This window comes from Nonomuraea salmonea (genome assembly GCF_042428605.1).
In the GTDB taxonomy this organism is placed as follows: domain Bacteria; phylum Actinomycetota; class Actinomycetes; order Streptosporangiales; family Streptosporangiaceae; genus Nonomuraea; species Nonomuraea salmonea.
In genome coordinates, this window is the sequence record NZ_JBHMCF010000036.1 from 359,691 (window position 1) to 384,927 (window position 25,237).

A 25,237-nucleotide genomic window follows, 5' to 3' on the forward strand; every position below is an offset into this window, starting at 1 on the left:
GCCATCTCCCGGCAGGGGAGGACCCCTTGGAATGTCAACTCGCTGACCTGCGGTTTTATGCCCTCCTCGATTCGGCTGCCGCAGATGGTGAAATATCCGTACATGAGCGTCCTACCCGCGTTGCAGGCCGAGCTGGCCGTGGCCACCAACCGGCTGCTGGCCACGGCCGCGTCCCTCTCCGACGCCGACCTCGCCGCCCCCTCGCTCCTGCCGGACTGGACCAGGGGCCACGTGCTCGCCCACCTCGCCCAGAACGCCGATTCCCACCTCAACCTGCTGACCTGGGCGCGAACCGGCGTCCGCACCCCTCAGTACGCCTCGTTCGCCGCCAGGTCCGCCGCGATCGAGGCCGCCGCCACCCATCCCGTGGCCCGCCACCTCGCCGAGCTGGAGGACGGCGCCGCCCGCCTGGCCGCCGCCGTGCGTGACCTGCCCGCGTACGCCTGGCCGGCGCAGGTGGAGGGCATGCGCCCGCCGCCGCACCCCGCCTGGTACCTGCTCGTCCGCCGGCTGCGCGAGATCGGCTTCCACCACGTCGACCTGGCCGCCGGTCACACCCCCGGCGACTGGCCCGCCCCCTTCGTACGCCGGGAGCTGCACGACTGCCTGGCCACCTGGCCCCGCGACCACAAGGCGGTGGGCCGGATCGAGCTCGTCGAGGACGGCCGGATCACCGCCACGCACGGGCTCGGCGACGGTCCTGCCGTCCGCGGCGCGCCGCACGACATGCTGGCCTGGCTCACCGGCAGGTCGCGTGGCGAGGGGGTTAGTCTGGTGCCCGTGGGGCGATCGTCCACTCCCGGACGCGGAGAAGTCGGTGGCGATGTCGGTGCGGGTCTTCCCGATCCGCCGCCGTGGCTGACGATGCCGGCCCCCGCTGATCTGCCCACGACACCCCCAGAGGACTACCCATGACCTATACCGGTGACGTCCAGGTCGGCGGCCCCGCCGACGTACGCGAGCTGCCCGCGCTGACGATCTCCAAGCTCGCCGTAGGCCCGTTCGACAACAACGCCTATCTGCTGCGCTGCACCGCGACCGGCGAGTCGGTGCTCATCGACGCCGCCGCCGAGTCCGACCGGCTGCTGGCCCTCATGGGCGACCGGCCCGTCGGCGCGGTCATCACCACCCACCAGCACGGCGACCACTGGCAGGCGCTCGAGCAGGTGACGAAGGTGACCGGCGCCCAGGTGATCGCCCATCCGCTCGACGCGCCCGCGCTCCCCCTCCCGGCCGACCGCACGGTCGAGCACGGCGACACGATCACGTTCGGCGAGGTCACGCTGGAGGTCATCCACCTGCGCGGCCACACACCCGGCTCGATCGCCCTGCTGTACGACGCCGGCCCCGAGGGCCACCACCTGTTCACCGGCGACTCGCTGTTCCCCGGCGGCGTGGGCAACACCCAGAAGGACCCCGAGCGGTTCAACCAGCTCTTCACCGATGTCGTCGAGCGCATCTTCGACCGCCTGCCCGACGAGACCTGGGTCTACCCGGGCCACGGCAAGGACACGACGCTCGGCGCCGAGCGCCCGGCCCTCCCGGAGTGGAAGGCCAGGGGCTGGTAACAGGGGGGGTGGTCAGCGGGTGGCGAGCACGTGGGCGATGCGCTCGGCCGCCAGGGCGGGATCGTCGGCGAGCCCGACGAGCTCGCCCCACGACCACCGGTAGAACCAGCCCTCCGACAGGGCGGCGCAGTCCACGGTCTCGGCCATCAGGGCCGCGTCGGGGTGGCTGATGCGCAACGCGGGCGGGTCCGACCGCAGCAGGGCGGTCAGCCCGCGTTGTTCCAGCTCCGTCGCCAGCTTGCCGAGGTAGTACGTACGCGTGTGCTCGCGCGGCGTGGCCGACATGGCTCCATCAAAGCCGAAATAAGACGAAAAATCCCGTCAGTTGCTCATCGAAGGCCGGTCAGCGGCTCAGACGAGCGGCTTCCTTACGCTGCTCGCGCTTGTAGAACAGCACCCGCAGCGGGATGGCCGCGACGAGCGCGATCTGCATGGTGGCCCCGATCTTGATCGGCATGTCGCCGCCCTCGGGCCAGGCCACCCAGACCGTCAGGAACGCCACGTTCACCATGATCCAGCCCAGCACGACGGCGGCGAGCTGCCCCTTCGGCTTGGGGTACTCGATGCGGCTGACCATCAGCCACGCCACCCCGAGCACGGCCAGCAGCGACCAGATGCTCGGCTGGAACAGCAGCACGATGGAGATCACGGTCATGGCGCCCATCGGGATGGGCAGCCCCATGAAGTCGCCGCTCTTGGTCTTGACGCAGGCGAATCTGGCCAGGCGGACGACGCCGGCGACCAGCACGGCCGCCGCGGCGGCGAGCACGGCGGTGAAGGGCACGCTCTCCGGCACGCCGATGCCCCAGATGACGACCATGAACGCCGGCGCGAAGCCGAAGCTGATGACGTCGGCGAGGTTGTCGAGCTCGGCCCCCATCGCGGAGGCACGGAAGCGGCGCGCCACGAGCCCGTCGAACAGGTCGCAGGTGGCGCCGATGAGCAGCAGCACGATGGCGGTGGCGAAGTAGCTCGGCGCGGGCGTGAACCGGCCGCCGTCGACCTGCAGCTGCTGGATGGCGGAATAGGCCAGCACGCACACCGCGAGGAACCCGCAGACGGCGTTGCCCAGCGACAGGGAGTCGGCGGCGGACAGGCGGAACGCCTTGCCGACGGGACCGCGAGGTTCTTCCTCTTCCGTTCGCCAGCTACTGGCGTCAGCCGTGGTCAATTCTGGTCACCCCCGCAACCGTCTTGTCGCCCACGGACACCGCGGGAGAAATCCCTTCGGGAAGGTAGATGTCGACCCGGGATCCCAACCTGATCAGCCCGATCCGCTCACCCTGCTCGACCTTCGCGCCGTCACTCAGGTACGGCACGATCCTGCGCGCCACGGCGCCCGCGATCTGCACCATCTCGATGTCGCCCAGCGTGGTCTCGAAATGCCACACCACACGCTCGTTCTGGTCGCTGTCCTTGTTGAACGCCGGCAGGAACCCACCTGCCACATGCTGCACGGAGGTGGCATTTCCCGCAAGAGGGGCACGGTTGACGTGCACGTTCAGCGGGTTCATGAAGATCGCGACCCTGGTGCGGCCGTCGGGCCACGGGTCGATGCTCTGCACCACGCCGTCGGCGGGTGACAGGATGCGGCCCTCGCCGATTGTGCGGTCCGGGTCTCGGAAGAACCAGAGCATGCCCCCGGTGAGCGCGCTCAGCGGCACCGCCGCAAGCGCCCATCGCCGGTCTCGGCGCGTCAGCAGAGCGGTGGCGGCCGCCGCGGCGGCCGTCGGGAGGAGCCACGGGGAGACCCCGCGCGCGAGCCTCATGCGGCTCGGCTTAGCAGAATCGTCGGACACGTACAACCTTTGGTGGTGACTGGACTGGGCGCTTTGCCGTGATGTTACAGAACCAGCAACTATGACACGGCATAACTACACAAGCAAAGCGCCTCGAAGCCCATTTCGCTAGACCTGCTCCGGATGCGTCTCCTCGCCCTTGCGCGCGTCGATGCGAGCTTTGATCAGGCTGGCCACAGTGGTGATGACCATGGTGGTGCCGATGACCGAGAGCGACACCCAGATGGGAATTTCGGGCGCCCAGGAGACATGGCTGGAGTGCAACGCCTCCAATACGAGCTTAACCCCGATGAACCCCAGGATGAACGCCAAACCGTAGCTGATGTAGACGAGGCGCTGCAGCAGGCCGCCCAGCAGGAAGTAGAGCTGACGCAGGCCCATCAGGGCAAACGCGTTGGCGGTGAAGACGATGAAGGGGTCTTTGGTGAGCCCGAAGATGGCCGGAATCGAGTCGAGCGCGAACAGCAGGTCGGTGGTGCCGATCGCGACCATCACGATGAGCATGGGGGTGACCATGCGCCTGCCGTCGATCTTGACGGTGACCTTGGAGCCGACGTAGCCCTCGGTGGTGGGGAACGCCCTGCGCACCCACCGCAGCAGGACGTTCTCGTTGAACTCCTCTTCCTCGCCCTTGAGGTGCTGGCGGACGATGTTGACCGCCGTGTAGACGAGGAAGGCGCCGAACACGTAGAACAGCCAGCTGAAACGCTCGAGCGCGGCCGCGCCGAGCGCGATGAAGAGGCCGCGCATCACCAGCGCCAGCAGGATGCCGACGAGCAGCACCTTGTGCTGGTACGCCTTCGGCACCGCGAACCGGCTCATGATGATGAAGAAGATGAACAGGTTGTCGACGCTCAAGCTGTATTCGGTGATGTAACCCGCGAAGAACTCACCGGCTCTGTCGGGGCCGGAGGTGAACCACAGCAGCACCCCGAACAACACGGCGAGGAAGACATAGAAAGAGACCCAGTAGCCCGCCTGGCGCATGGAGAACTCACGTGCTTCTCCACGGTCGACGATCCACAGGTCGATGGCGATGACCAACAGCAGACCGCCGATCACGGCGATCCAGGCCCACAAAGGTTCAGTCACTCAGACCCTCCGGCATGCACGCTTCATTGCCGGAGGTCTCTCCCGCCCGCGCTCACCTGCGGACCGGCAGCCCCGGGGGCCCCGTGGAGTGGGGCTGCACCGTGATGACGAGGCTGTCGCGAAGGGATACTCCCCTCCCTAACCCACGCAGTATACGAGAACCCCTCGACCGCACCTAATCATCCTCCCCCTCAACCAAGCCCCCTCACCCTCCGTAGACCACGGCTTCCCCTCACACCCGCGACCTCACGATCGGTGAACCACCGCCCTCTGGGCGCCCGCGGATTCACGATCGGTGAACGACCGCCCTTGGCGAGCCCCCGGATTCACGCCAACAGACCGTAACTCCCCCTTGGGCCCGCCGACTCACGCCTCGTAGACCGCGAGCACGCTCTCCACCGCGTCGTCGCCATCGGGCATCTCGTCGCCGCGCCGCCGCGCCGCCTCGGCCAGCGCCCGCGCGTCCTCGGGTGCGGCGAGCAGCCGTCGCACGGCCGCGCGGAAGCCGGCCACGTCCCCGTACGGCACCAGGATCCCCGCGTCCCCCAGGATCTCCGGGATGCCGCCGACCTCGGAGGCGACGGCCGGGGTGCCGGTCATCAGCGCCTCCCTGAGGGTGAGCGGCTGCCCCTCCCACCGGCTCGGCATCACCAGAACCGTGGCGGCACGCATCAGGTCGGCCACGTCATCCCGGTTGCCCAGCAGCCGTACGGGCAGGTCCTCCGCGTCGATCCGCCGCTGCAACTCCCCGCGCAACGGCCCCTCACCCGCCACCACGAAGAGCGGGTCACCCTCCCACGGCCCGGCCGCCACATCGAGCAGCGTCTCCAGCCCCTTCTGCTGAGCCAGCCGAGCGACGGTGAGCAGGATCGGACGCTCGCCGGCGCCGAGTTCGTCCCTGATCTCCTGAGGTGTCCGCTTGGCCGGCGCCGGCACGGGCGCGGCCACCAGCGCAGGCCGCACGTCCCTGGCGCCCAGCGCGGTCATCCGCTCACCGAGATCGGGCGAGACCACCAGCACGTGCCCGCCCCGACGCGCGACGATCCGCTCCAGCACGCCATAGACCAGCCCCACGAACCCACCGGCGGTCAGCGCGTTGTGCAACGTCACAACGGGCCCGCGGGCAGGGCTTCCCAAGGCGGCCAGGGCCCCGGCCCGCAGACCATGGGCGTGCACGACGTCGGCGCCCTTGGTCAGCCGCCGGACGGCGAGCACCGCACGCAGATCGTTCAGGGGATGGGGCCGATCGGAAACGGCCACCTCGACGAACCGCGCCCCCGCCGCCCCGAACGAGAACCGCTCCTCAACGCTGCGCGGCCCGACCACCAGCACCTGGTGCCCCCGCCGCACGAGCCCCTCCACCAGCATCAGAACGTGCCGCCCGGTACCACCCGACGTGGTCCCCAGCACAAAAGCCACCCGCACGCCAGCCTCCCTCACTCCGGCCCGACCTCACTCCGGCCCGACCTCACTCCGGCCCGACCTCACCCGGCTCCGCCGCGGCGCAGCAGACCGGCCACCGAGGCGGCGTCAGGCCGGTCCACCAGGGCCACGACCGCACCCCCGACCGCCAGCGCCACCACCGCGCCCAGCACGGCGACCCCCACGTTCGCCCAGAGGGACACGGCCCCCAGCAGACCGACGACCCCGGCCCCCGCGAGGAACCCGGCCACCCCTCCGGCCACCGCGGCCCCCAGCGCGCGGGGCAGACCGGCCGCCGCCGCGCCGCCCCGCGTCCGTACGACGGACGCCAGCAGCAAGCCGCCACCCACGCTCATGCCGATGCTCATGCCGAGCGCCATCGCCCCGATGCCCCACTCGGGAGGCACCACGAGCACGAGCACGGTCTGGGCCACCATGACGACGAGCCATCCGGCGACGGTGCCGGTGGCGACCGCGCGGCCCTGGCCGGCCGCGTAGAGGACGCGGCTGAGGTGGGCGATGAGCCCGTAGCCGACGAGGCCGGGCGCGAACAGCGCGATGGCCGCCGCCAGCTCACCGGCGGGCACGTCGCTCTTGTCGGCGAGGAACACCACGGCACCGGGCCCCGACGCCGCCGCCAGCACGCCGGCCGCCAGCCCTGACACCAGCACGACGGCCCTGGTGGTGCGCGCCGCGAGCGCCGCGAAGGCCACGGGCTCGCCGGCCTGCGCAGACAGCCGGGGGAACGCGCTGGTGGCGATGGGCACGGCCAGCACGGCGTACGGCACCAGGTAGATCGCCCACGCGTAGTTGTACGCCGCGATGGCCCCGCCGCCGACGACCTTGTTGGCCAGCAGCAGCACCACGATCATGGCCGCCTGCTGCGCCAGCAGCGCCGCGATGCCCGCGAGCGCCAGCGTGCGCACCCGCCCGGCCACCCCGTCGGGGAACCGTAAAGTGGGCCGCCACCGCAGCCCCAGCCGCCCGACGGGCCCGATCACGGTCAGCACCAGCGACAGCACGCCGAGGCTCGTGCCCACCGACAGCGCCAGCTCGCCCGCCATCGGCAGCCCTTCGAGGTCGCGGTGCCCACCGCTGAACGGCACGAACAGCAGGTACGCCACGATGACCACGATGCTCGACACCAGAGGCGCGACGGCGGGCCCCGCGAAACGGTCATTGGCCTGGAGCACGCCGTAGAGCACCACGGCCACGCCGTAGAGCGGGATCTGGGGGGCGAAGACGACCAGCATGCGGGTGCCGATCTCCCCCATCGCGGACAGATCGGCGCACCCCTCAATGTCACCGCCGAGGAACAGCCCCATGACGGGCCCGGCGAGCACCGCCGTGAGCACCCCGACGGGGACGAGCACCACGACCACCCAGGTCAGCAGCGCCGACCCGATGAGGCCGGCCCGCTCGCGCGACACCCCGGCCAGCACCGGCACCACCATGCCCGCCAGAGCGCCGCCGACGACGACCTCGAAGACGATGTTGGGGATCTGGTTGGCCGTCATGTAGGCGGTGGCCAGGCAGTTGGTGCCGACGGTCTGGGCGAAGGCGTATTGCTTGGCGAACCCGGCGACCCGCGCCAGCACGGTGATCGCCCCGATGAGCATCGCGCCGCCCGCGACGCCCCTCGCCGTCACCGCACCCACCCGGCCTCCCCCGAACGCGCAGCCGACCAACCGTACGCGAACATCCTGGCAGGCCGTACCGACAACAGCGGCGTCAGATGGGGTCGACGGGGCGGCGGCCCAGCATGTCGATGCGGTTGAGCACCGGGTTGCCGGCGATGACCTTGGTGAAGCTGACCTTCTCGGCGGCGGCCGTCAGCGCCACGACGGTGCCGAGCAGCGCGTAGCGGCCCGGCCTGCCGAGCTTGGTGACGGCGGCGAGGCCGAGCAGCGCGCCCAGGGCGTTGGCGCCCGCGTCGCCGAGCATGGCGCGCTCGCCGAGGTCGTCGGGCAGCAGCGCGGCGGCGGCCCCCAGCGGAACGGCGGCCAGCGCACCCGCGGCGGGCTGGTCGCGGAAGAGCGCGGCGGCCAGCAGCGGCCCGCCGGTCAGCAGGCCGACCTTGAAGGCGCGGCCGGGACGCAGGTCGAAGAGGTTGGCGAGGTTGGCGGAGCCGGCGATGGCGGCGCCGTTGACCAGGGTGTCGGCGGGGCCCTGGGAGACGAGGGCGGCGGCGCCGAGCCCGGTGGCGCCGATGCCGAGGATCTTGACGGCGCCGCTGGTGACCTCACCGCGGGCCAGCGCGCTCAGGTGACCCTTGAAGCCCTTGGAGGACGTGGTGCCGTAGAGGTCGTCGTACGCGCCGAGCGCGCCGCTGCCGGCGCCCGCGAGCAGCGCGGCGGCGCGCACGCGCGGCGTGAGGCCGGGCGTGAACGCGGCGGCGGCGCCGGCGCCGGCCACGAACGCGGGGCCTTCGAGCAGCGTGATGGGCTCGCCGCGGTGGTTCTTCCTGGTCCAGCGGCCGCTCAGGTCGGCGGGCTTGTCGCGGGTGAAGGCGGAGTAGGCGATGCGGGCGGCCACGGCGCCGATGGTGGCGCCGGCCAGCGCGTAGAGCAGGCCACGGGCCCGGCTGGGCATGTCAGCTCCCTGACTCGGTGGTGGGGGATGGGGTGGGGGCCGCCTCGGCGGGGATGGGGCCGGATGCGCCCTTGCCGTTGCCGTATTGGCCGGCCCGCCCGGACAGCTGCTCCTGCAGAGAGTAGACGATCGCGACCGGCCCGAGCGGCATGTCGGCCGTATCGACGCCGGTGACCCGCTTGGAGACCTCGCCCTCGTCGCGCAGGGCGGTGATGACGTCTCCTGGGGTGACCGTGGTGGCGGCGATGCCGGCCAGCACCGTGCCCTTGCTCGCCGCGTCGAAGCCGTCGGCCACGGAGACGAGCGCGCCCGCCTGGGTCTCGGCGCTCCCCCCTTCGTACGGCCGCTCGGGCGCGAACATGACGGCGAGCGTGGCCCGCTTGGCGGGGTCGCCGTCGACGGTGAGCAGCCCGCCCGCCTCGAACGCGCCGACGACGTCGGCGGTGGTGGTGTTGGGCGTGCCGGCCTGGGCGGTGTCGTTGGTGACCAGGGAGGCGCCGAGCAGCGCGGCGGCCCTGCCCCAGCTCGTGGCGGTCTCGGGGAAGACCATGTTGACCGGCTTGAGCTGGTTGACCAGGCCGTCGAGCACGCCGGTGCCCTTGGGGTCGAGGAACTTCTCGGTGAACGTCACGCGCCCGGTGACCTCCGCGCCCGCCTGGTCGAGCACCTGCTGGGCGGCCTCGCGCCAGGCGGTGTTGGAGCCCGGCGTCTCGATCAGCAGCACGCGCTGGCCGGCCAGGTCGCCGGCGACGAGCTCGGGCGTCACGGCGCTGATGAAGGCGTCGTTGCCGGCCTCGCGGCCCTGCAGCGTGTCGATCTGGGCGCGCAGCTCCTCCTTCGTCTTGGTGAGCTGCGCGGTGAGCTCCTGGGCGGACTTCACCGCCGGTTCCTGCAGCAGCGTGGTGCCGAGCACGATGCCGACCGCGAGCGCCAGGAAGATGGCGACGATGGAGACGAGGTGGTAGCGAAAATCGATCACGAGAAGAGTCCGACCAGCCAGAAGATGAACGCGTTCCAGACGTCCTGAAGACCGTTCAGCCAGGTCTGGCCGAGCGGCGACAGGAAGAGCGCGAGCCCCATGGTGATCAGCGCGGTGATCACCAGCAGGAGCAGTTGCGAGGTGGTGATGCGACTGCGGTAGAGCCTGCTGACGCCCTTGGCGTCGATGAGCTTGCTGCCGATGATGAGACGGGTGAGGAAGGTGCTGGCCATGCCGGAGCGGCCCTTGTCGAGGAACTCCTCCAGCGTGCCGTGGGTGCCGACGGCGACGATCAGCTCGGCGCCCTTGTCGTCGGCCAGCAGCATGGCGATGTCTTCGCTGGTGCCGGTGGCGGGGAAGATCACCGCCTCCCTGCCGAGCTGGTGCACGCGCTCGAGCCCGGGCGCCCTGCCGTCGCGGTAGGCATGCACGACCAGCTCGGCGCCGCAGGTCAGGGCCTTGGTGGAGACGGAGTCGAAGTCGCCCACGATGACGTCGGGGAGGTAGCCGGCCTCCAGCAGCGCGTCGGCGCCGCCGTCGACGCCGACGAGGACGGGACGGTATTCGCGGATGTAGGGGCGGAGGGTTGCGATGTCCTCTTTGTAGTGGTAGCCGCGCACCACGATGAGGACGTGCCGGCCCTCCATGGACGTGCGGATCTCGGGCACGCCGACCCCGTCGATGAGGAGCTTGCCCTCACCGCGCACGTATTCCATGGTGTTGACGGCGAAGGCCTCGATCTGCACCGACAGCCCGGCGCGGGCCTCGGCCATGGCGGCCTCGACCGTCTCGGAAGTCTGCTCCTCGCCCTTGCCCACCACGTCGTCGTCGAGGTAGACGACACCGTCGCAGACGCGTACGAGATCGCCGTCCTTGACCCGCTCGAACAGCTCCTGGTTGGCGTTGTCGATGAACGGGACACCGGCTTCGAGCAGGATCTGCGGCCCCAGGTTGGGGTAGCGGCCGCTGATGCCGCTCGCGACGTTGACCACGGCGGAAGCACCGCACGCGACAAGCGCCTCCGCGCTGACCCGGTCAACGTCGACGTGGTCGATGATCGCGATTTCCCCGGGCTGGAGGCGTTTTGTCAGCCTCTTGGTGCGCCGGTCGATCCTCGCCACTGCCGTTATACCGGGAAGGTCGCCGACCTTCCTGCCACGGAGGCCCGGCCTCTTGCTTCCCGGAACCTTCATCAAGACCATCCTGCCAGAGTGAAACAGCGCGGGGGCCACGCATGACGCGGCGTGTCCGCTATGTCACCCAGCATCACCTGTCCGCCGCGGCCAGGCCGAGCAACTCCTCAGCGTGGGCTCTGCCCAGCTCGGAGTCCTCCATGCCGGCCAGCATGCGCGACAGTTCGCGTACACGTCCTTCATGATCGAGCGTCACCACGCCGCTGCGCACGATGCTGCCGTCGCTCGCCTTCTCCACCACGAGGTGCTGGTCGGCGAAGGCGGCGACCTGCGGCAGGTGGGTGACCACGATCACCTGCGCGGTGCGGGCGAGCCTGGCCAGCCGGCGGCCGATCTCGACCGCGGCCTTCCCGCCGACCCCCGCGTCGACCTCGTCGAACACGAACGTCGGCACCGGGTCGGCGCCCGCGAACACCACCTCGATGGCCAGCATCACACGGCTCAGCTCACCGCCGGACGCGCCCTTGGTGAGCGGCAGCGGCGGCGCGGCGGGATGGGCGGCCATCCGCAGCTCCACCTCGTCGCGGCCCTCGGGCCCGAACTCCGCGCTCTGGGTGAGCTCGACCACGACCCTGGCGTGCGGCATGGCGAGCGCGGTCAGCTCTTCCGTGACCGCCTTGCCGAACCGCTCCGCCGCGGACTCGCGCACCTTGGTCAGCCGGTCGGCCAGCTCGGTGAGCCGGACGGTCAGCTCGTCGTGTTCGCGGGTCAGCTCGTCGATGCGCTCGTCGTCGCCCTCCAGCTCGCCCAGGCGGGCGGCGGCCTCCTGGGCCCACGCCAGGACGCCCGAGCTGTCGGCGGCGTACTTCCTGATCAGACTGGACAGGACGGAACGCCGCTCCTGCACCGCCGCCAGCCGCGCCGGGTCGGCCTCGACGGACTCCGCGTAGGCCGCGAGGTCGGTGGCCACGTCGGAGATCAGGTAGCCGGCCTCGGCCAGCCGGTCGGCCATGCCCGCGAGCTGGCTGTCGAAGTCGCGTACGGCCTCCACGGCCGCCCGCGCCTCCCCCAGCAGCGAGATCACGTCGCGAGCCCCGCCCGCGGCCTCCATCGGGTCGCCGAGCAGCGCGGTGTGGGCGGTCGTCGCGGCGCTGCGCAGCGCGTCGGCGTGGGAGAGCCGCTCCTCCTCGCCGCGCAGCTCGTCGTCCTCGCCCGGCTTGGGATCGACCTTCTCGACCTCCTCCAGGCCGAAGCGCAGCAGGTCGGCCTCCTGCGCCCGCTCGCGCGCCCTGGTCGTCAGCTCCTCCAGCTGCGCGGCGACCTGCTTGTGCCGTTTGTACGCCTGCGTGTACGCCCGTAGCGGCTTGACCAGCTCGTCACCGGCGTAGCGGTCGAGCGCGGCGCGCTGCCTGGCCGGCTGCAGCAACCGTTGCTGGTCCATCTGCCCGTGCACCGCCACCAGGTCGTCGGCGAGGTACGTCAGCGTGCCCACCGGCACCGTGCGCCCGCCGAGCCAGGCCCTGGACCTGCCCTCGGCCGAGACGGTGCGCGAGATGATCAGCTCGCCGTCCTCGATCTCGCCCCCGATGTCCTCGACCTGCTGCGCGACTCGCCCGCCTGGCTCGATGACCAGGGTGCCCTCCACGCTCGCGCGATCGGCGCCCGGCCGCACCCGCGCGGGATCGGCCCGGCCGCCGAACAGCAGCCCGAGCCCGGTCACGACCATCGTCTTGCCCGCGCCGGTCTCGCCGGTGACCACGTTGAAGCCAGGCGAAAGCTCGAGCACGGCCTCGTCGATGACGCCGAGCCCCTGGATGCGGACCTCCTCGACCCTGGGTCGCACTGCCCACTCCCGTTCACTGCCGTGTCTCTGCCGTGTCTGACGCCGCTGTCCGCGGTCGATCGTCCTGACCACGTGATCCTACGCGCTCCGTACTCCATTCACTCAGGGTCGCGCCCTTCCGCGCCACCCCTGGACGGGCAGTTCGAACTTGGCGACCAGCCGGTCGGTGAAGGGGGCGCCGGTGCTCTCGACGCCGTGCAGGCGGGCCAGTCGTACGGGCTCGGCGCCCCTGCGCACCTCGATGCGGGTGCCCGACGGCACCTCGAACTTGCGGCGCCCGTCACACCACATGACGCCCCCCGGGGTGTCGGGCAGAATCTCCACGGCCAGCGTCGAGCGCGGCGAGACGACCAGCGGCTTGGCGAACAGCGCGTGGGCGCTGATGGGCACCATGAGAAGCGCCTCGACCTCCGGCCAGACGACCGGCCCGCCGGCGGAGAAGGCGTAAGCGGTGGAGCCGGTCGGGGTGGCGCAGATCACGCCGTCGCAGCCCCAGCGCGACAGCGGGCGGCCGTCGATCTCGGCGACCACCTCCAGCATGCGTTCCTGCTTCTCGACGGTGATCTCGTTGAGCGCCCAGGTGTCGGCGAGCACACGGCCGTTCTGCCTGGCGAGAACGTCGATCGTCATGCGCTCCTCGACGTCGTAGCGGCCCGCCACGACGCTGTCGACGGCGGCGGCCAGGTCGGCGACCTCCGCCTCGGCGAGGAACCCGACGTGCCCGAGGTTGACGCCGAGCAGCGGCGTGCCCGCCGGCTTGGCCAGCTCGGCGGCGCGCAGCAGCGAACCGTCGCCGCCCAGCACGATCATCACTTCGGCGTCCTTGGCCGCGCCGGGGTCGCCCGGCACCGCCTCGATGCCGCCGCAGCCCAGCTCGGCGGCCTCGGTGTCGAGCACCCTGACCGTGATGCCGGCCTCGACCAGCCGGTTGATGACCAGCCGGGCACTGTCGATGGCGGCGTCGCGCCCGGTGTGCACGGCGACCAGCACGGTGCGATTCATTGCGGCCCTTCCGCGACGGCACGCTGGATCTCGGCCTCGAGGTCGGCGACCCCCGGCTCGCCCTGCCCCTTGCCCAGCCAGAGCAGGTATTCCACATTCCCCGACGGGCCCGGCAGCGGGCTCGCCGTCACGCCGCGCACGCTCAGCCCCAGCTCCAGCGCCTTGACCGCGGCATCGCGCACCGCGCCGGCCCGCAGCTCGGGATCGCGGACGACGCCGCCCGCCCCCACGCGCTCCTTGCCCACCTCGAACTGCGGCTTCACCAGCATGACGAAGTCGGCCTCAGGGGCGGCGACCGCGGCGAGCGCGGGCAGCACCAGCCGCAGCGAGATGAACGACAGGTCGCCGACCACCAGCGTGGGCGGCTCGCCGACCATCTCGGGGGTGAGGTCGCGGACGTTCACCCGCTCCATGACCGTCACCCGCTCGTCGGAGCGCAGCGACCAGGCGAGCTGGCCGTAGCCGACGTCGACCGCCAGCACGTGGGCCGCGCCGTGGCGCAGCAGCACGTCGGTGAACCCGCCGGTGGAGGCGCCCGCGTCGAGGCAGCGGCGCCCCTCCACCTTCAAGGCGGTGAACGCGCCGAGCGCGCCGAGCAGCTTGTGCGCTCCGCGCGAAACGTAGTCGGGGCCCTCGTCCGAGGCTGCCACGACGATGGCGGCGGCCGTGTCGACCTGGGTGGCGGGCTTGCGCGCCCGCTGGCCGCCGACGCTGACCCGCCCCGCCTCGATCAGCTGGACGGCCTGCTCACGCGATCTGGCCATGCCGCGGCGGACCAGCTCGCTGTCGAGGCGGATCCTGCGGCTCACGGGCGTCCCACGGCGGGCGGTCCGGGGACGGGCGGTCGAGGAAAGCTCGGCCCGGCCGGCTCGTCCACGTGCTCTTCCACGTGCTCTTCCACGGCGGCCAGCGTGCTCTCCAGCCCCGAGAACGCCTCGTCGAAGACCGCGACGTGCTCGGCCACGGGCAGCTCGCCCAGCCGGGCGAGGCCCGCCACGATGGCGTCGACCCGCGCGTCGCCGCTCTCCTCCGGCAGCTCACTCATGACTCGACCGTAACGCCTCCCGCGAGCGGCCGGGACCTTGGCAGGCGTGTCACTCGTTGAAGCTCGTACGGGGGTGCTACTGATGTGGAACGCTACCGTCCGCAAAGGGATGAAAGGATACGCACCATGGCAAGCGTCGAGGAGTGCCGGGCGGCACTGGCCAAGCTCGTCACCCAGTTCGACGAGATCGATGAGGCGGATCGCGCCAAGCACGTGGTCGAGCGTACGGTCAGCTGCCGGGTGTCCGACCTCGACGTGACGTTCTACGGCCGGCTGCATCACGGAGGGCTCGACCCGTTCGCGGAGTCGCCGCCGGCCGACGGCAAGCCCGCCGACGTCAAACTCACGATCGTGAGCGATGACCTGGTGGCGCTGGTGGACGGGGAGCTCGACCTGGCGCGGGCGCTGCTCGGGGGCCGGGTGAAGGTCGACGCCAGCTTCGGCGACTTGCTGCGCCTGCGCCGCCTCCTCTGACCCCGCTCAAGGACACCCTCCACCGGCCCGCCAGGCGATCAGGCGTGTGCCGAACCCGCACCCTCCACCCACCGACCCGGCCGATCAGGCGTGTGCCGAACCCGCACCCTCCACCCACCGACCCAGCTGATCAGGCATGTGCCGGATCCGGCGTCCTCCTCGGGGCGCCCGGCCCCTTTCTTCCCGTCCAGCCCCTTTCCTCCTGTTACGTGAGCCGGTCGAGAGCGGGCTTCACGGCGTCCTCCTCCAGGCGGCCCTCGCCGGCGGCCGCCCAGGCGGCGTCGCAGGCCGCGCGCAGTCCGTCGATCCTGCTGCCGCCCCCTTCCAGGCGCAGGGCCCCGTCCTCCCACCGGGCCCGCCAGCCGCCGCAGGCGCCGTCGCGTACCTCGGGATAGGGCTCCAGCAGCGCCCGCAGGTCCTCGCCCACGTACGTCGGCCGGTGGCGGGGCTCGGCCGTCAACACGTCGGCCGGCGTCGCGACCCCGGTCAGCACGAGCAGGCTCTCGACCCCCGCGTTGGTGGCCCCCTCGATGTCGGTGTCGAGCCGGTCGCCCACGACCAGGGGACGCCGCGCGTTCGTCCTGATCATCGACTCGCGGTGCAGCGGCGGGTCCGGCTTGCCGGCGTAGATGGGCTCGACTCCGGTGGCCGTGGCGATCACGCGTACCAGCGCGCCGTTGCCCGGCAGCTCGCCGCGCGGGCTCGGCAGCGTGCTGTCGCTGTTGGAGGCCACGAACAGCGCTCCCTGCCGCACCGCCAGCGCCCCTTCGGCGATCAGACCGTACGACAGCTCGTACGTGAACCCCTGCACCACCGCCACCGGCGACTCCGCAGCGGTCGAGACCGGCCTGAGCCCGCGGTCGCGTACGGCCAGCCGCAGCCCGGAACCGCCGACGACGAGCACGTTCGCGCCGGGCGCAGCCCGCTCGGCCACCAGCCGGGCGGCGGCCTGCGCCGAGGTCACGACGTCGGCCGCGGTGGCGGGCGCCCCGAGCGCGCGCAGGTGGGCGGCGATCGCGGAGGGGGTGCGTGAGGCGTTGTTGGTGACGTACGCGAGCCGCGCCCCGCGCGCCCGCGCCTCCTGCAGCGCCTCGCCGGCGCCGGGGATCGCCTGCCTGCCCAGATAGACCACGCCGTCGAGGTCGAGCAGCAGGGTGTCAAAGCCGTCGATCAGCACAGCGCCTCTTCCCGTTCGCCTGTCACGCCGCGTGCGACTCTAGCGCCGCCCTCCCACCGGCCCCGCGGGCGGTCACATCTCCCTGCGGGCCTTCAAGGTCGCACGCACGCTCCGCAACGCCTTCACGTAATTCCTGTCGTCGGGCCGCATGGCCACCGCGATAGCCAGCGGTTCCTGGGCGCCTTCCACGTCCCCCGTCCGCCACAACGCCAATCCCAGGCCGAAGTAGGCATAGTCCTCGGTCGGGTTGGCGTCCACGATCTGCCGGAACCGCGCCGCGGCCTCGGCGTACTGCCGCGAGTTGAACTGGGCCCGCGCCAGCGCCTCCAGGATGCTGCGCGACTCGGGCTCCGCCTCGGCGGCGCGTTCCAGCAACGCCGCCGCGGCCGCGGGGCTGCCCTCCTTCAGCAGCTTGACCCCGCGCTGGTACCAGTCGTAAACACCACCCCTGGGAGCACCCGGTTTCTCGTCATGTCCGTTTCCCTCGTGAGCCATGGGTGAGAACTCCTTCATCGCTGTACGGCGACCCCGCTCCGCTGCGCCGCGGTACGGGCACGACTGCCATCGATGGGCCGGTTTTCGGAAGGCACAGGCATTTATGGCAGCATGCCCGGTATGGGGACTCCTGAACTGCCGATACCAGGTGGACTGGCGCTACGGCCCTTCCGCGGCGTACGTTTCGCTGTCGAGGATCCCGCCAAGGTGACCTCCCCGCCGTACGACCTGATCTCCGACGCCGACGTCGAGGTCCTCCTTGACTCTCACCCGAACAACGTCGTCCGTCTCATCCTTCCCTGTCCGCCTTCAGCCGACTCCTCAAACACCACCAACGCAGCGGCGTCCCAGCCGTCACCCGGCCGGTACGCCGACGCCAGGGAGACCCTGCGCGCCTGGCTCGAGTCGGGCGTCCTGGTCGCCGACGCGCAGCCCGCCCTCTACGTCTACGAGCAGAGCGGCCCCGGCGTTCTGCAGCGCGGCCTCATCGGCGACGTCGCACTCGCCGACCCCGCCCAGCGCGTCATCCTGCCGCACGAGGACGTCATGCCCGGTCCCATCGCCGACCGCTTGGCCCTCATGAGCACGACGCAGGCCAACCTGGAGCCGATCTTCCTCCTGTACGACGGCTCCGGCGGCACCGCCACCGGCCTGGTGGACGAGGTCGCGACGACCCGCCGCCCCCTGGTCACCGCGCACACCGAGGACGGACTCACCCACCGCCTGTGGGCCATCACCGACGAGTCCGAAATAGCCGCCGTCAACGCCGACCTCCACCCCCGACAGGCCCTCATCGCCGACGGCCACCACCGGTACGCGACGTACCGCGTACTCCAGCGGCAGGAACGCGCAACCCGCGAGGCGCCCGCCGCCGGCCCCTGGGACTTCGGCCTCGCCCTGCTGGTGGACTCCGGCGCGTACCCGCCCGACCTCAAGGCCATCCACCGCGTCATCCCCGGACTCCCCCTCGCCGAGGCCACCGCCAAGGCCAAGGGCGCCTGGCGGGTCCAGGACTACGAGACCCTGTCCGACGGCCTCGCCGCACTCCAGGAGGCCGCCGAGCCCGCCTTCCTGCTGGCCGACGCGCACAGCGCCCACCTGCTCACCAACCCCGATCCCGTACAGCTGGCCCGCGCCATGCCCGCCGACCACTCCGACCGCTGGAACACCCTCAACACCTCGATCCTCACGGAGTTCATCCTCCCGTTGGTGTGGGGCATGCACGACAGCGACCAGGACGTACGCATCGTCCACCACGACGCCCAAGCGGCCACCGACCTGGCCACCCGCACGGGCGGCACCGCGGTTCTGCTGAACCCCCTGGCGGTAGAGGACGTCTTGACCGTCGCCGCAGCAGGCGAACGCGTCCCCCGCAAATCCACCTCCTTCGGCCCCAAACCCCGCACCGGCCTGCTCCTCCGCACCTTCGCCATCGACTGACAACAACCCGGGGCGCCGGCCATGCCGGAGCAGAGATATGCGGTCGCCGCCTCGCCTGGTATGGCTACTGGGGTCGTCAGTCCGCCAAGGGAATGAAAAGGGGCTTCGCAGAGAACTGCGAAGCCCCTACCCACTTACTCCGGCCTTGCTCCCCCTAAGCCGTGCTCCTCTTGAGCAACTCATCGAGTTTGCAGTCGAGCAGACACATACCGATACGGAGATCGTCGAGCTGCTGCTGGAGCTGGGCCTGGCTGGACGCGTGGTAGTCCCTCATATGCCAGCGGAGCCCGGTGATCTCCACGTTGAGGGCCTCCAGCTCGTCGGCCACTTCCTGAGAGAACTGGACAACGACAGGAGCGCCGGCATCACCCGATGTCGCGACCTCGTCCGCACCAGCGGACGCCGCGGCCTCCAGCACCTCGAGGCGCTGCTTGAGGATGGTGATCTCTACCTCTACGTCCATCCGACCTACCCTGTTGCGATAGTGCCGTGGCCAGGCAGGACTGCCGGGCCTGCTAACTGCGGCCTATGGTGACAGCAGACGGACGCGAACGTGGTGTCGATCTACAGCTCCGGTGTGATTCCTTCTCCCCGCCGATCCGCCTGACCAGGAGAAATGACGGGATGAGTCCCACCCTGCCCTCACTTGCCGGTAGAGAAAAACACCCCCCGGCCACCACCGCAACTTTCCACCTTGCCCCCAGCAACCAACACACAAAACCAACAACCGTCAATTCACTCCCGCACGACGTCTCTGCCGCCACCCCGACCTAAGCCACGAATACAAACACCAGCCACCACCCCACCCACAACAGTCTCAATCGCAGGATCCGCCCCCAGAGCCCACATTCCACGTCCCCTTCAATCGATCACTCCCGGCCTCCGTCGTAGCTAAGCCGTCGCGGTACGTGCCAAACCCGCAGCCGTAGAGCCCCAGGAACCCTCAACCGGCAAGCCTTCGGACCCAGTTAAGCCAGCAAGGCCAAGAGGCGCTCCTGAACGCGCCTAGAGGCGTCCACAAGGGACTCTGATGAGAAGCAGTTGACCTCCCGCCCAGCCCTCGCCGCCACAAGACGGCCCAGCCTCCGCCGCCAACGGCGTGGCCGTCCGCAGCCCTCAGGACCCCAGCCTCGCCGCCGAAGCAGCAAGCAACTGGAGCGGGCAACGAGCGCAGGCTCGTACAGGGCAGGCAGCGAGCGGGGGCACGAGCAGCAGGCAGCAGGCAGCAGGAATCGGGCAGCGGGCAGCGAGTGGGGTGCCCGCTGCGGCCGTTCGCATGCCCCTGTCAAGCGAACGGTCCCCCGCGAGCCCTCACCACCGCCTATCGCCCAGCCTCCGCCGCCGAGCAGCCCCGCCGCCCCGCACCGCCCCGCCGCCGAGGCGCCAGGACGCGAACCGATGAGCGCGAACCGCGAACCGCGAACCCCGAACCGCGGACGGCGGACGGCGGACGGCGGACGGCGGACGGCGGGTTGTGGGCGGTATGCCCGATGTGGTTGTTCGGCTGCGCCCGTCAGGCGCACGGTCAGCCTGTGGGGGCCAAGTACTGCACCTGCCGGGGGATCAGGGTCGCCACCTGGCTTCCGTCGGTGTCGTCCTCGGGTCCGGAACCCGGGGCAGGGAGGTCGGCCTCGTACGGTTTGGCACCGCTCACCTCCACCTCGTACCGCCAGATCTTGGCCGCCGACGGCCCGAAGACGCGGCAGCGGAACGACCCCGTCACCTCGACGTAGTCGCGGGGCTTGAGGGCGCGGACCACCGCAGCCGTCTCCGGGTCGAACGTGACGCACGGAATGCTGTCGGTCAGGGCCGCACCCCGGCGGCTTCGGCGGCGGCGGACGATGATGCGCCACTTCGTCGCCGTGTCGCCGCTCGGCAAGGGGTGCTCCTCGACCGGCCCTGACAGCCTCCCCACCAGCAAGACTTCGTTTCGGTCCACGGTCGTCCTCCTATCGGTGCTCTGGTGGAGATCACTCTCTACGATGTGGAGGAGGCCGGATCGGCTGGAATGCCGTTCTGGGGACAGCGGCTGGACGATCGGGAGTGCCTGTGGACAACATCACCGCGCTGGGCGGCGACGTCTATGAGATCGACACCAAGATGGCCGGATACTCCGGCATCACGGCCGGTTATCTCATCATGAGCGACCGGCCGTGCCTGGTGGAAACGGGTACGTCGACCTCGGCGCCCGTGGTGCGCGACGCGATCGCCTCGCTCGGCGTCGGACCCGAGGACCTCGCCACGGTCGTCGTCACCCACATCCACCTCGACCACGCCGGCGGGGTGGGCGACATCGCCAGGTTCTTCCCGTCCGCGCAGGTCGTCGTCCACGAGAAGGGCGCACGTCACCTCGCTGAGCCCTCGCGGCTGATGGCCAGCGCGCGCATGGTTTGGGGCGACAAGCTCGACACGCTCTTCGGCGAGCTGTCCCCCACCGAGGCCGAACGCATCGTCGCCCTCGGCGACACCGGCGCCATCGACCTGGGCAACGGACGTACGCTGAGCAGCCACTACTCCCCCGGTCACGCCAAACACCACGTGGGCCTGGTCGACTCGGCCACCGGCGACCTGTACGTCGGCGACGCGGCCGGCGTCTACCTGCCGGAAACGGGCGATCTGCGCCCCGCCACCCCGCCCCCGGACTTCGACCTGCAGACGGCACTCGACTCGATCGCGCTGTTCGAGGCCCTTGAGCCGCAACGGCTGCTGTTCAGCCACTACGGGCCGGTCGACGCCGTCAAGGAGACACTTGAACGGTCTGCCGAAGAGCTCCGGGTATGGGTGGACCTGACGCGGCAGGCCCATTCCGAGGGCATGGACCTCGACCATGCCGTCGCCATGGTCAGGGACCGGACGAAGGAGCGCTACACCGCGCTGACGTCCGATGAGGAACGAGCCGAGCAGTTCGAGCTGCTGAGCGGGGCGCCGTCCAACGTGGCGGGAATCCTGCACTGGCTCAACCGCGTCTCACCCTGACGCTCCCTCGCCACACGCACGCAGATCAGGGACGGCCCCTGGGAGGGCCAGCGGTGCGTCCGAACCAGCCCCCGGCCCGCGCCGGTATGTCCCAAGTAGCGGCGCAGCAGGTGAACGGGCTGCTAAGCGCCGAAACAGACGTGCGGCGGGCACACGCGATAACGCGCGCGCCCGCCGCACCTATGTCAGCGGCAGTGCCGGTCAGTCGTCCGACTTGCCCGGCTTCTCCTTGCCCGGCTCCTCATCGAAGTGGGGCTCGATGAACGCCGGCGTGATGCCGGGCACCTCACCGGCCTTAGCCTCAACCACAGGCTCAGGCTCACCGCCCGCCTCGGAGCCCGAGGCGGCCGAGGCGGCTGAGTCCTCGCCGCTTCCGGCGACCTCGCCGACCGCGGAGTCGTCCTCGTCTCCGGAGTCCTCATCTCCAGAGTCCTCATTCACGGAGTCCTCTTCGACCTCAGCCGATCCGACCGCTTCAGGAGCCTCGAACACGGTCTCCTCCGGTACGTCCTCCGCGCCCTCCTCGGCCACGGCCTCCGCACCCAGCAGGTCACCGGCCTCGGCGAGCGCCGCGTCGTCGTCCGTGTCCTCGTCCGCCTCCGCAGCGGTCCCGGTCTCGACGGCGCCGGCGTCGTCGAAGTCGTCCTCGTAGTCGTAGTCCTCTTCGACGTCCTCGATGACGGACCCGGTCAGCTCCGCGTACCGCTCGGCCGCGTCCGTCTCGCCGTCCTCGTCGAACGCCATCGCCCGCCCGAACCAGTCGGTCGCCGCCTCCTGGTGCCCGGCTTCGGCCAGTGCGTCCGCGTATGCGAACGCCAGCCGTGCCGACCACGGCCGCGGCTGCGGGTCACGCAGCTCGGGCAGCCGCTGCAGCGTGATGACCGCGGCGTCGTGCTGGCCGAGGTCACGGCGGGCGCCGGACTCGACGATGGTCAGCTCGATGCGCCCGGCCCGGTCGAGGCGTTCGGCTTCAGGGGAGCGTACGAGGTCGATGGCCCGCTCGGGACGACCGAGACCGCGCTCGCAGTCGGCCATGACCGGCAGGTACGCCTCCGACCCCGTCATCCTCCTGGCCGCCCGCAGGTCGCTCAGCGCCTCGGAGTAGTGCCCGGCACGATAGGCGACGATGCCCGCCGCCTCGCGTACGACGCCGATGCGCGCCGCGAACCGGCGCGCCACCTTGGTGTGCTCGTGCGCCCTGTCGGGGTCGTCCTCCTCGAGGGCCCGCTCGGCCGCGACGAGGTGCCGTCCGACCAGGTCGGCGAGGTCGCCGGGGAGCGAACCCAGCTCCTCCAGCACCTCCTTGTCGAGCTCGTCGACGGTGATGTCGGGCGCCACCTCGGGCAGCCTCTCCCGCTGCGGCGCCTCAGGGGCGGCGTCGCGGTCGCTCCTGCCGTAGCGGGCGCGAGTGCCTGCGGGGCCGTCGTCACGACGGCTGTCACGCGAGAACGGACGGGAGTCGCCACGTCCTCGGTCACGCTGCGGGCCTTCGCGGCGGTCGCCGTAACCACCTTCGCGCCGGCCGCCGTAGCCGCCCTCGCGACGCGGCCCACGATCGTCCCGGTCCCGGGAGGGACGACGATCGTCCCCTTCACGCCGAGGACCGCGATCATCTCGGAACCCGCCCTCACGCCGATCCCCGTAACCGCCCTCGCGACGCGGCCCACGATCATCCCGATCCCGGAAGGGACGACGATCTTCCCCTTCACGCCGAGGACCACGATCATCCCGACGCGGACCCCGGTCATCCCGGAACCCACCCTCACGGCGAGGACCCCGATCATCACGGAACCCACCTTCGCGACGCGGACCCCGATCATCCCGGAACCCACCTTCGCGACGCGGACCACGGTCATCCCGGTAACCACCCTCACGGCGAGGACCACGGTCATCGCGGTAGCCGCCTTCACGGCGCGGCCCCCGATCATCCCGGAAGCCACCCTCACGACGCGGCGAGTAACCGCCCTCACGCCGATCCCCGTAACCGCCCTCGCGGCGCGGCCCACGATCATCCCGATCCCGGAAGGGACGACGATCTTCCCCTTCACGCCGAGGACCACGATCATCCCGACGCGGACCCCGGTCATCCCGGAACCCACCCTCACGGCGAGGACCTCGATCGTCCCGGGACCCGTACTCACGACGCGGACCCCGATCATCCCGGAACCCACCCTCACGGCGCGGACCCCGATCATCCCGGAACCCACCCTCACGGCGCGGACCCCGATCATCCCGGCTGCCATCTTCGCGACGCGGACCCCGGTCATCCCGGTAACCACCCTCACGACGCGGCCCACGATCATCCCGATCCCGGTAGGAACGACGATCGTCCCCTTCACGCCGAGGACCACGATCGTCGCGGAACCCGCCCTCGCGGCGAGGACCGCGGTCATCCCGGGACCCGTACTCACGACGCGGACCCCGATCATCACGGTCCTGGTAGGAACGACGATCGTCGCCGTCGCGGCGTCCACCGCGGTCGTCTCGGGAGTCGTCGCGCCTCGGCCCACGGTCACCGCGGTTGCCGTAGCGCGACCTGTCGTCGGAACGGAACGGACGGTCGCCGCCGGAGTCACGCCCGCGGGATCCGTACCCGCCGCTTCTGCCCCCTCCGCCGGAGCGCCTGTCCCCGTAGTCGCCGCGCTCGCGCTGTCCGCCGTCCGATCCGTTATCTCTGTTCACTTCTGGTCCATTTCGTTGGCTCACCCAGCGGACTCTCAACGACGGTCCACCGTGGCTGGTCGCCGCCCGCCTGCGGGCCTTACGCGACGAAGGCCACCCCTGGGGTGGCCCGGTGTCCTCCCAGCCTAGCAAGCCTCGGAACGTCCACGAGCCTGCCGCAATCCGATAATGAGTGGCTCGCGAGCACACCGTCAGCGAGACTGCTCGGCATGTCACTGCGCTTCCACGAAATCGCTGGATCCCGCAACCAAATTCTGAACCCCCTGACGGACGACAAACTCCGCCTGCTCGGCGAGATCTGCGGTTTCACCCCCGGCACCCGCATCCTCGACCTGGCCTGCGGAAAGGGCGAACTCCTTTCCCGCTGGGCGGCCGAATACGCAATCGAGGGCCTGGGCGTCGACATCAGCAAGGTGTTTCTCGACGCCGCCAAAAACCGCGCGGAAGAACTGTCTGTCGCCGACCGGGTCAACTTCGTGGAGGCCGACGCGAGTACGTACATGGACGTTCCCAACTCGTACGACGTCGTGTCCTGCATCGGCGCCACCTGGATCGGCGGCGGCCTCCAGGGCACGCTGTCCCTGATGCGCCGCTCGTTGCGCCCTGGCGGCATCGTGCTGGTGGGCGACTGCTACTGGACCTCTCCCCCGCCGCCCGAGGCTCGCGCCGCTCTGCAGATCGGCGCGGACGAGTTCACCTCATTGATCGGTACGGCCGACCGCGCCGAAGAGGCCGGCTTCGAACTCCTGGAAATGGTCCTGGCCGACCCTGACAGCTGGGATCGTTACGTGGCCCCGCAATGGTGGGCGGTCAGCGACTGGCTCCGCGACAACCCCGACGACCCGGACGTCCCGGCAATGCGCGACTTCCTGACCCGCTCCCGCCGCTCCCACCTGGAGTATGGCCGCCACTACCTCGGCTGGGGCGTCTTCGTCCTCCGCCCTCTCCCCACAGACGAAAACCCCACCTGAACGCAAAAAGGCCCCGACCGAATACCGACCGGGGCCTAGAGCGTTGATGTGAAAATCGCTGATCGTCTGCAGGCACACGCGAAGGGCGTCCAAGATCGGTATATGAAGACTGAGCCGGACGCCCTTCTGACGGCACGCTATGTGCATCGGGACGATCATGTGATGCCTCCGCCGACACCACCCGAAAAGACCTCAGCCCCCAAAGACCCCGGGGCATGCGGAAGAAAAAAGGGGGTCCGGACATGCGGAAAGGGCCCCAACACCAGAACCTGGTGTTGAGACCCTTTCTCTGAAAGTTTGTGCGGCGGTGACCTACTCTCCCACACCCTCCCGAGTGCAGTACCATCGGCGCTGGGAAGCTTAACTTCCGGGTTCGGAATGTAACCGGGTGTTTCCTTCCCGCCATAACCGCCGCAACCCTGCGAAACAGCACACTGCTTGCTGTCTCAGAATTGCCTAGTGGACGCGAGCAAGACACCCCCCAAGGGGGTTTGCTTTGTGGTCAAGTCCTCGGCCTATTAGTACCGGTCAGCTCCACACGTTACCG

The 25,237-nt window shown here is 70.6% G+C and carries 25 protein-coding genes and 1 rRNA gene; 7 read left to right on the forward strand and 19 right to left on the reverse strand.

Features of this window, described 5'->3' with window-relative positions:
- Positions 1-102 precede the first annotated feature (102 nt).
- Both ACFFR3_RS31300 and ACFFR3_RS31305 read left to right on the forward strand, forming a co-directional pair.
- Positions 103-915, forward strand: a complete 813-nt coding sequence (locus tag ACFFR3_RS31300; RefSeq protein WP_379484295.1) for a maleylpyruvate isomerase family mycothiol-dependent enzyme — start codon at positions 103-105, stop codon at positions 913-915.
- On the forward strand, positions 912-1,568 hold the full coding sequence (locus tag ACFFR3_RS31305) for an MBL fold metallo-hydrolase (RefSeq protein WP_345386171.1): 657 nt from the start codon (positions 912-914) through the stop codon (positions 1,566-1,568). Before ACFFR3_RS31300 ends, ACFFR3_RS31305 begins: the two co-directional genes overlap by 4 nt.
- Before the next feature lie 12 nt (positions 1,569-1,580).
- Here the strand turns inward: ACFFR3_RS31305 and ACFFR3_RS31310 are convergent, their stop codons facing one another.
- The 13 genes from ACFFR3_RS31310 to ACFFR3_RS31370 all read right to left on the reverse strand — a co-directional run bounded on the left by ACFFR3_RS31310 (position 1,581) and on the right by ACFFR3_RS31370 (position 14,475).
- Positions 1,581-1,853 carry a hypothetical protein gene (locus ACFFR3_RS31310; RefSeq protein WP_345386173.1) on the reverse strand — a complete coding sequence of 91 codons (273 nt, stop codon included), beginning with the start codon at positions 1,851-1,853 and terminating at the stop codon, positions 1,581-1,583.
- 58 nt (positions 1,854-1,911) lie between these two features.
- Entirely contained in the window at positions 1,912-2,739 is an 828-nt protein-coding gene (pssA, locus tag ACFFR3_RS31315) for a CDP-diacylglycerol--serine O-phosphatidyltransferase (protein WP_364381129.1), read from the reverse strand.
- A complete protein-coding gene (locus ACFFR3_RS31320; RefSeq protein ID WP_379484296.1) occupies positions 2,726-3,337 on the reverse strand; it encodes a phosphatidylserine decarboxylase in 612 nt (203 codons plus the stop codon). The genes pssA and ACFFR3_RS31320 overlap by 14 nt, the downstream gene beginning before the upstream one ends.
- A 138-nt stretch (positions 3,338-3,475) precedes the next feature.
- Entirely contained in the window at positions 3,476-4,459 is a 984-nt protein-coding gene (locus ACFFR3_RS31325; protein ID WP_364381133.1) for a TerC family protein, read from the reverse strand.
- 366 nt (positions 4,460-4,825) lie between these two features.
- Positions 4,826-5,884, reverse strand: coding sequence for a glycosyltransferase family 4 protein (locus ACFFR3_RS31330; RefSeq protein WP_379484297.1), 1,059 nt, complete (start codon positions 5,882-5,884; stop codon positions 4,826-4,828).
- Between the two features lie 59 nt (positions 5,885-5,943).
- Positions 5,944-7,539, reverse strand: coding sequence for a murein biosynthesis integral membrane protein MurJ (gene murJ / locus ACFFR3_RS31335; protein WP_379484298.1), 1,596 nt, complete (start codon positions 7,537-7,539; stop codon positions 5,944-5,946).
- A gap of 73 nt (positions 7,540-7,612) precedes the next feature.
- Complete coding sequence (locus ACFFR3_RS31340) at positions 7,613-8,473, reverse strand: hypothetical protein (protein ID WP_345386181.1); 861 nt, start codon at positions 8,471-8,473, stop codon at positions 7,613-7,615.
- A gap of 1 nt (position 8,474) precedes the next feature.
- The gene (locus ACFFR3_RS31345) at positions 8,475-9,452 is read right to left on the reverse strand and encodes a copper transporter (RefSeq protein WP_364381145.1); all 978 of its coding nucleotides are present in this window, start codon (positions 9,450-9,452) and stop codon (positions 8,475-8,477) included.
- A complete protein-coding gene (gene steA, locus ACFFR3_RS31350; RefSeq protein ID WP_345386182.1) occupies positions 9,449-10,645 on the reverse strand; it encodes a putative cytokinetic ring protein SteA in 1,197 nt (398 codons plus the stop codon). The genes ACFFR3_RS31345 and steA overlap by 4 nt, the downstream gene beginning before the upstream one ends.
- A gap of 73 nt (positions 10,646-10,718) precedes the next feature.
- Positions 10,719-12,428, reverse strand: a complete 1,710-nt coding sequence (gene recN / locus ACFFR3_RS31355; protein ID WP_364381151.1) for a DNA repair protein RecN — start codon at positions 12,426-12,428, stop codon at positions 10,719-10,721.
- A 102-nt stretch (positions 12,429-12,530) separates the two neighbouring features.
- Positions 12,531-13,430 carry an NAD kinase gene (locus ACFFR3_RS31360; protein WP_345386184.1) on the reverse strand — a complete coding sequence of 300 codons (900 nt, stop codon included), beginning with the start codon at positions 13,428-13,430 and terminating at the stop codon, positions 12,531-12,533.
- Positions 13,427-14,239, reverse strand: coding sequence for a TlyA family RNA methyltransferase (locus ACFFR3_RS31365; RefSeq protein WP_379484299.1), 813 nt, complete (start codon positions 14,237-14,239; stop codon positions 13,427-13,429). The genes ACFFR3_RS31360 and ACFFR3_RS31365 overlap by 4 nt, the downstream gene beginning before the upstream one ends.
- A complete protein-coding gene (locus ACFFR3_RS31370; RefSeq protein ID WP_345386186.1) occupies positions 14,236-14,475 on the reverse strand; it encodes a hypothetical protein in 240 nt (79 codons plus the stop codon). The genes ACFFR3_RS31365 and ACFFR3_RS31370 overlap by 4 nt, the downstream gene beginning before the upstream one ends.
- Before the next feature lie 126 nt (positions 14,476-14,601).
- Here ACFFR3_RS31370 and ACFFR3_RS31375 point away from each other — a divergent pair, with 126 nt between their 5' ends.
- Positions 14,602-14,949 carry an SCP2 sterol-binding domain-containing protein gene (locus ACFFR3_RS31375; protein ID WP_355431882.1) on the forward strand — a complete coding sequence of 116 codons (348 nt, stop codon included), beginning with the start codon at positions 14,602-14,604 and terminating at the stop codon, positions 14,947-14,949.
- Positions 14,950-15,154: 205 nt separating this feature from the next.
- On the opposite strand, the gene ACFFR3_RS31380 is transcribed toward ACFFR3_RS31375, so the two are convergent.
- Together ACFFR3_RS31380 and ACFFR3_RS31385 are read right to left on the reverse strand one after the other, a co-directional pair.
- Positions 15,155-16,126 carry an HAD-IIA family hydrolase gene (locus ACFFR3_RS31380; RefSeq protein WP_379484300.1) on the reverse strand — a complete coding sequence of 324 codons (972 nt, stop codon included), beginning with the start codon at positions 16,124-16,126 and terminating at the stop codon, positions 15,155-15,157.
- Between the two features lie 72 nt (positions 16,127-16,198).
- Positions 16,199-16,621, reverse strand: a complete 423-nt coding sequence (locus tag ACFFR3_RS31385) for a tetratricopeptide repeat protein (RefSeq protein WP_364381161.1) — start codon at positions 16,619-16,621, stop codon at positions 16,199-16,201.
- 120 nt (positions 16,622-16,741) lie between these two features.
- On the opposite strand from ACFFR3_RS31385, the gene ACFFR3_RS31390 reads away from it, so the two are divergent.
- Positions 16,742-18,061: a DUF1015 family protein gene (locus ACFFR3_RS31390; protein WP_379484301.1), complete on the forward strand. Its 1,320-nt coding sequence runs from the start codon at positions 16,742-16,744 to the stop codon at positions 18,059-18,061.
- Positions 18,062-18,215: 154 nt separating this feature from the next.
- Here ACFFR3_RS31390 and ACFFR3_RS31395 read toward each other — a convergent pair whose 3' ends face one another.
- Both ACFFR3_RS31395 and ACFFR3_RS31400 read right to left on the reverse strand, forming a co-directional pair.
- The gene (locus tag ACFFR3_RS31395; RefSeq protein WP_379484302.1) at positions 18,216-18,524 is read right to left on the reverse strand and encodes a hypothetical protein; all 309 of its coding nucleotides are present in this window, start codon (positions 18,522-18,524) and stop codon (positions 18,216-18,218) included.
- Positions 18,525-19,586: 1,062 nt separating this feature from the next.
- Positions 19,587-20,000 carry a single-stranded DNA-binding protein gene (locus ACFFR3_RS31400; protein ID WP_345386190.1) on the reverse strand — a complete coding sequence of 138 codons (414 nt, stop codon included), beginning with the start codon at positions 19,998-20,000 and terminating at the stop codon, positions 19,587-19,589.
- Positions 20,001-20,110: 110 nt separating this feature from the next.
- Here ACFFR3_RS31400 and ACFFR3_RS31405 point away from each other — a divergent pair, with 110 nt between their 5' ends.
- A complete protein-coding gene (locus tag ACFFR3_RS31405; protein ID WP_345386193.1) occupies positions 20,111-21,037 on the forward strand; it encodes an MBL fold metallo-hydrolase in 927 nt (308 codons plus the stop codon).
- Positions 21,038-21,238: 201 nt separating this feature from the next.
- Here ACFFR3_RS31405 and ACFFR3_RS31410 read toward each other — a convergent pair whose 3' ends face one another.
- The gene (locus ACFFR3_RS31410) at positions 21,239-22,375 is read right to left on the reverse strand and encodes a hypothetical protein (protein WP_379484303.1); all 1,137 of its coding nucleotides are present in this window, start codon (positions 22,373-22,375) and stop codon (positions 21,239-21,241) included.
- On the opposite strand from ACFFR3_RS31410, the gene ACFFR3_RS31415 reads away from it, so the two are divergent.
- Both ACFFR3_RS31415 and ACFFR3_RS31420 read left to right on the forward strand, forming a co-directional pair.
- The gene (locus ACFFR3_RS31415) at positions 22,280-23,848 is read left to right on the forward strand and encodes a hypothetical protein (RefSeq protein WP_345386197.1); all 1,569 of its coding nucleotides are present in this window, start codon (positions 22,280-22,282) and stop codon (positions 23,846-23,848) included. The genes ACFFR3_RS31410 and ACFFR3_RS31415 overlap by 96 nt on opposite strands.
- An 80-nt stretch (positions 23,849-23,928) precedes the next feature.
- Entirely contained in the window at positions 23,929-24,690 is a 762-nt protein-coding gene (locus tag ACFFR3_RS31420) for an SAM-dependent methyltransferase (protein ID WP_379484304.1), read from the forward strand.
- A 299-nt stretch (positions 24,691-24,989) separates the two neighbouring features.
- On the opposite strand, the gene rrf is transcribed toward ACFFR3_RS31420, so the two are convergent.
- Positions 24,990-25,106 (reverse strand): 5S ribosomal RNA (rrf, locus tag ACFFR3_RS31425).
- Positions 25,107-25,237 lie beyond the last annotated feature (131 nt).

Excerpts from the sequence above, each read along its gene's own strand:
- ACFFR3_RS31300 (WP_379484295.1), top strand. The coding sequence starts at position 103 with ATGAGCGTCCTACCCGCGTTGCAGGCCGAGCTGGCCGTGGCCACCAAC.
- ACFFR3_RS31305 (WP_345386171.1), top strand. The coding sequence starts at position 912 with ATGACCTATACCGGTGACGTCCAGGTCGGCGGCCCCGCCGACGTACGC.
- ACFFR3_RS31310 (WP_345386173.1), bottom strand. The coding sequence starts at position 1,853 with ATGTCGGCCACGCCGCGCGAGCACACGCGTACGTACTACCTCGGCAAG.
- ACFFR3_RS31320 (WP_379484296.1), bottom strand. The coding sequence starts at position 3,337 with ATGAGGCTCGCGCGCGGGGTCTCCCCGTGGCTCCTCCCGACGGCCGCC.
- ACFFR3_RS31340 (WP_345386181.1), bottom strand. The coding sequence starts at position 8,473 with ATGCCCAGCCGGGCCCGTGGCCTGCTCTACGCGCTGGCCGGCGCCACC.
- steA (WP_345386182.1), bottom strand. The coding sequence starts at position 10,645 with ATGAAGGTTCCGGGAAGCAAGAGGCCGGGCCTCCGTGGCAGGAAGGTC.
- ACFFR3_RS31360 (WP_345386184.1), bottom strand. The coding sequence starts at position 13,430 with ATGAATCGCACCGTGCTGGTCGCCGTGCACACCGGGCGCGACGCCGCC.
- ACFFR3_RS31370 (WP_345386186.1), bottom strand. The coding sequence starts at position 14,475 with ATGAGTGAGCTGCCGGAGGAGAGCGGCGACGCGCGGGTCGACGCCATC.
- ACFFR3_RS31375 (WP_355431882.1), top strand. The coding sequence starts at position 14,602 with ATGGCAAGCGTCGAGGAGTGCCGGGCGGCACTGGCCAAGCTCGTCACC.
- ACFFR3_RS31385 (WP_364381161.1), bottom strand. The coding sequence starts at position 16,621 with ATGGCTCACGAGGGAAACGGACATGACGAGAAACCGGGTGCTCCCAGG.
- ACFFR3_RS31390 (WP_379484301.1), top strand. The coding sequence starts at position 16,742 with ATGGGGACTCCTGAACTGCCGATACCAGGTGGACTGGCGCTACGGCCC.
- ACFFR3_RS31395 (WP_379484302.1), bottom strand. The coding sequence starts at position 18,524 with ATGGACGTAGAGGTAGAGATCACCATCCTCAAGCAGCGCCTCGAGGTG.
- ACFFR3_RS31420 (WP_379484304.1), top strand. The coding sequence starts at position 23,929 with ATGTCACTGCGCTTCCACGAAATCGCTGGATCCCGCAACCAAATTCTG.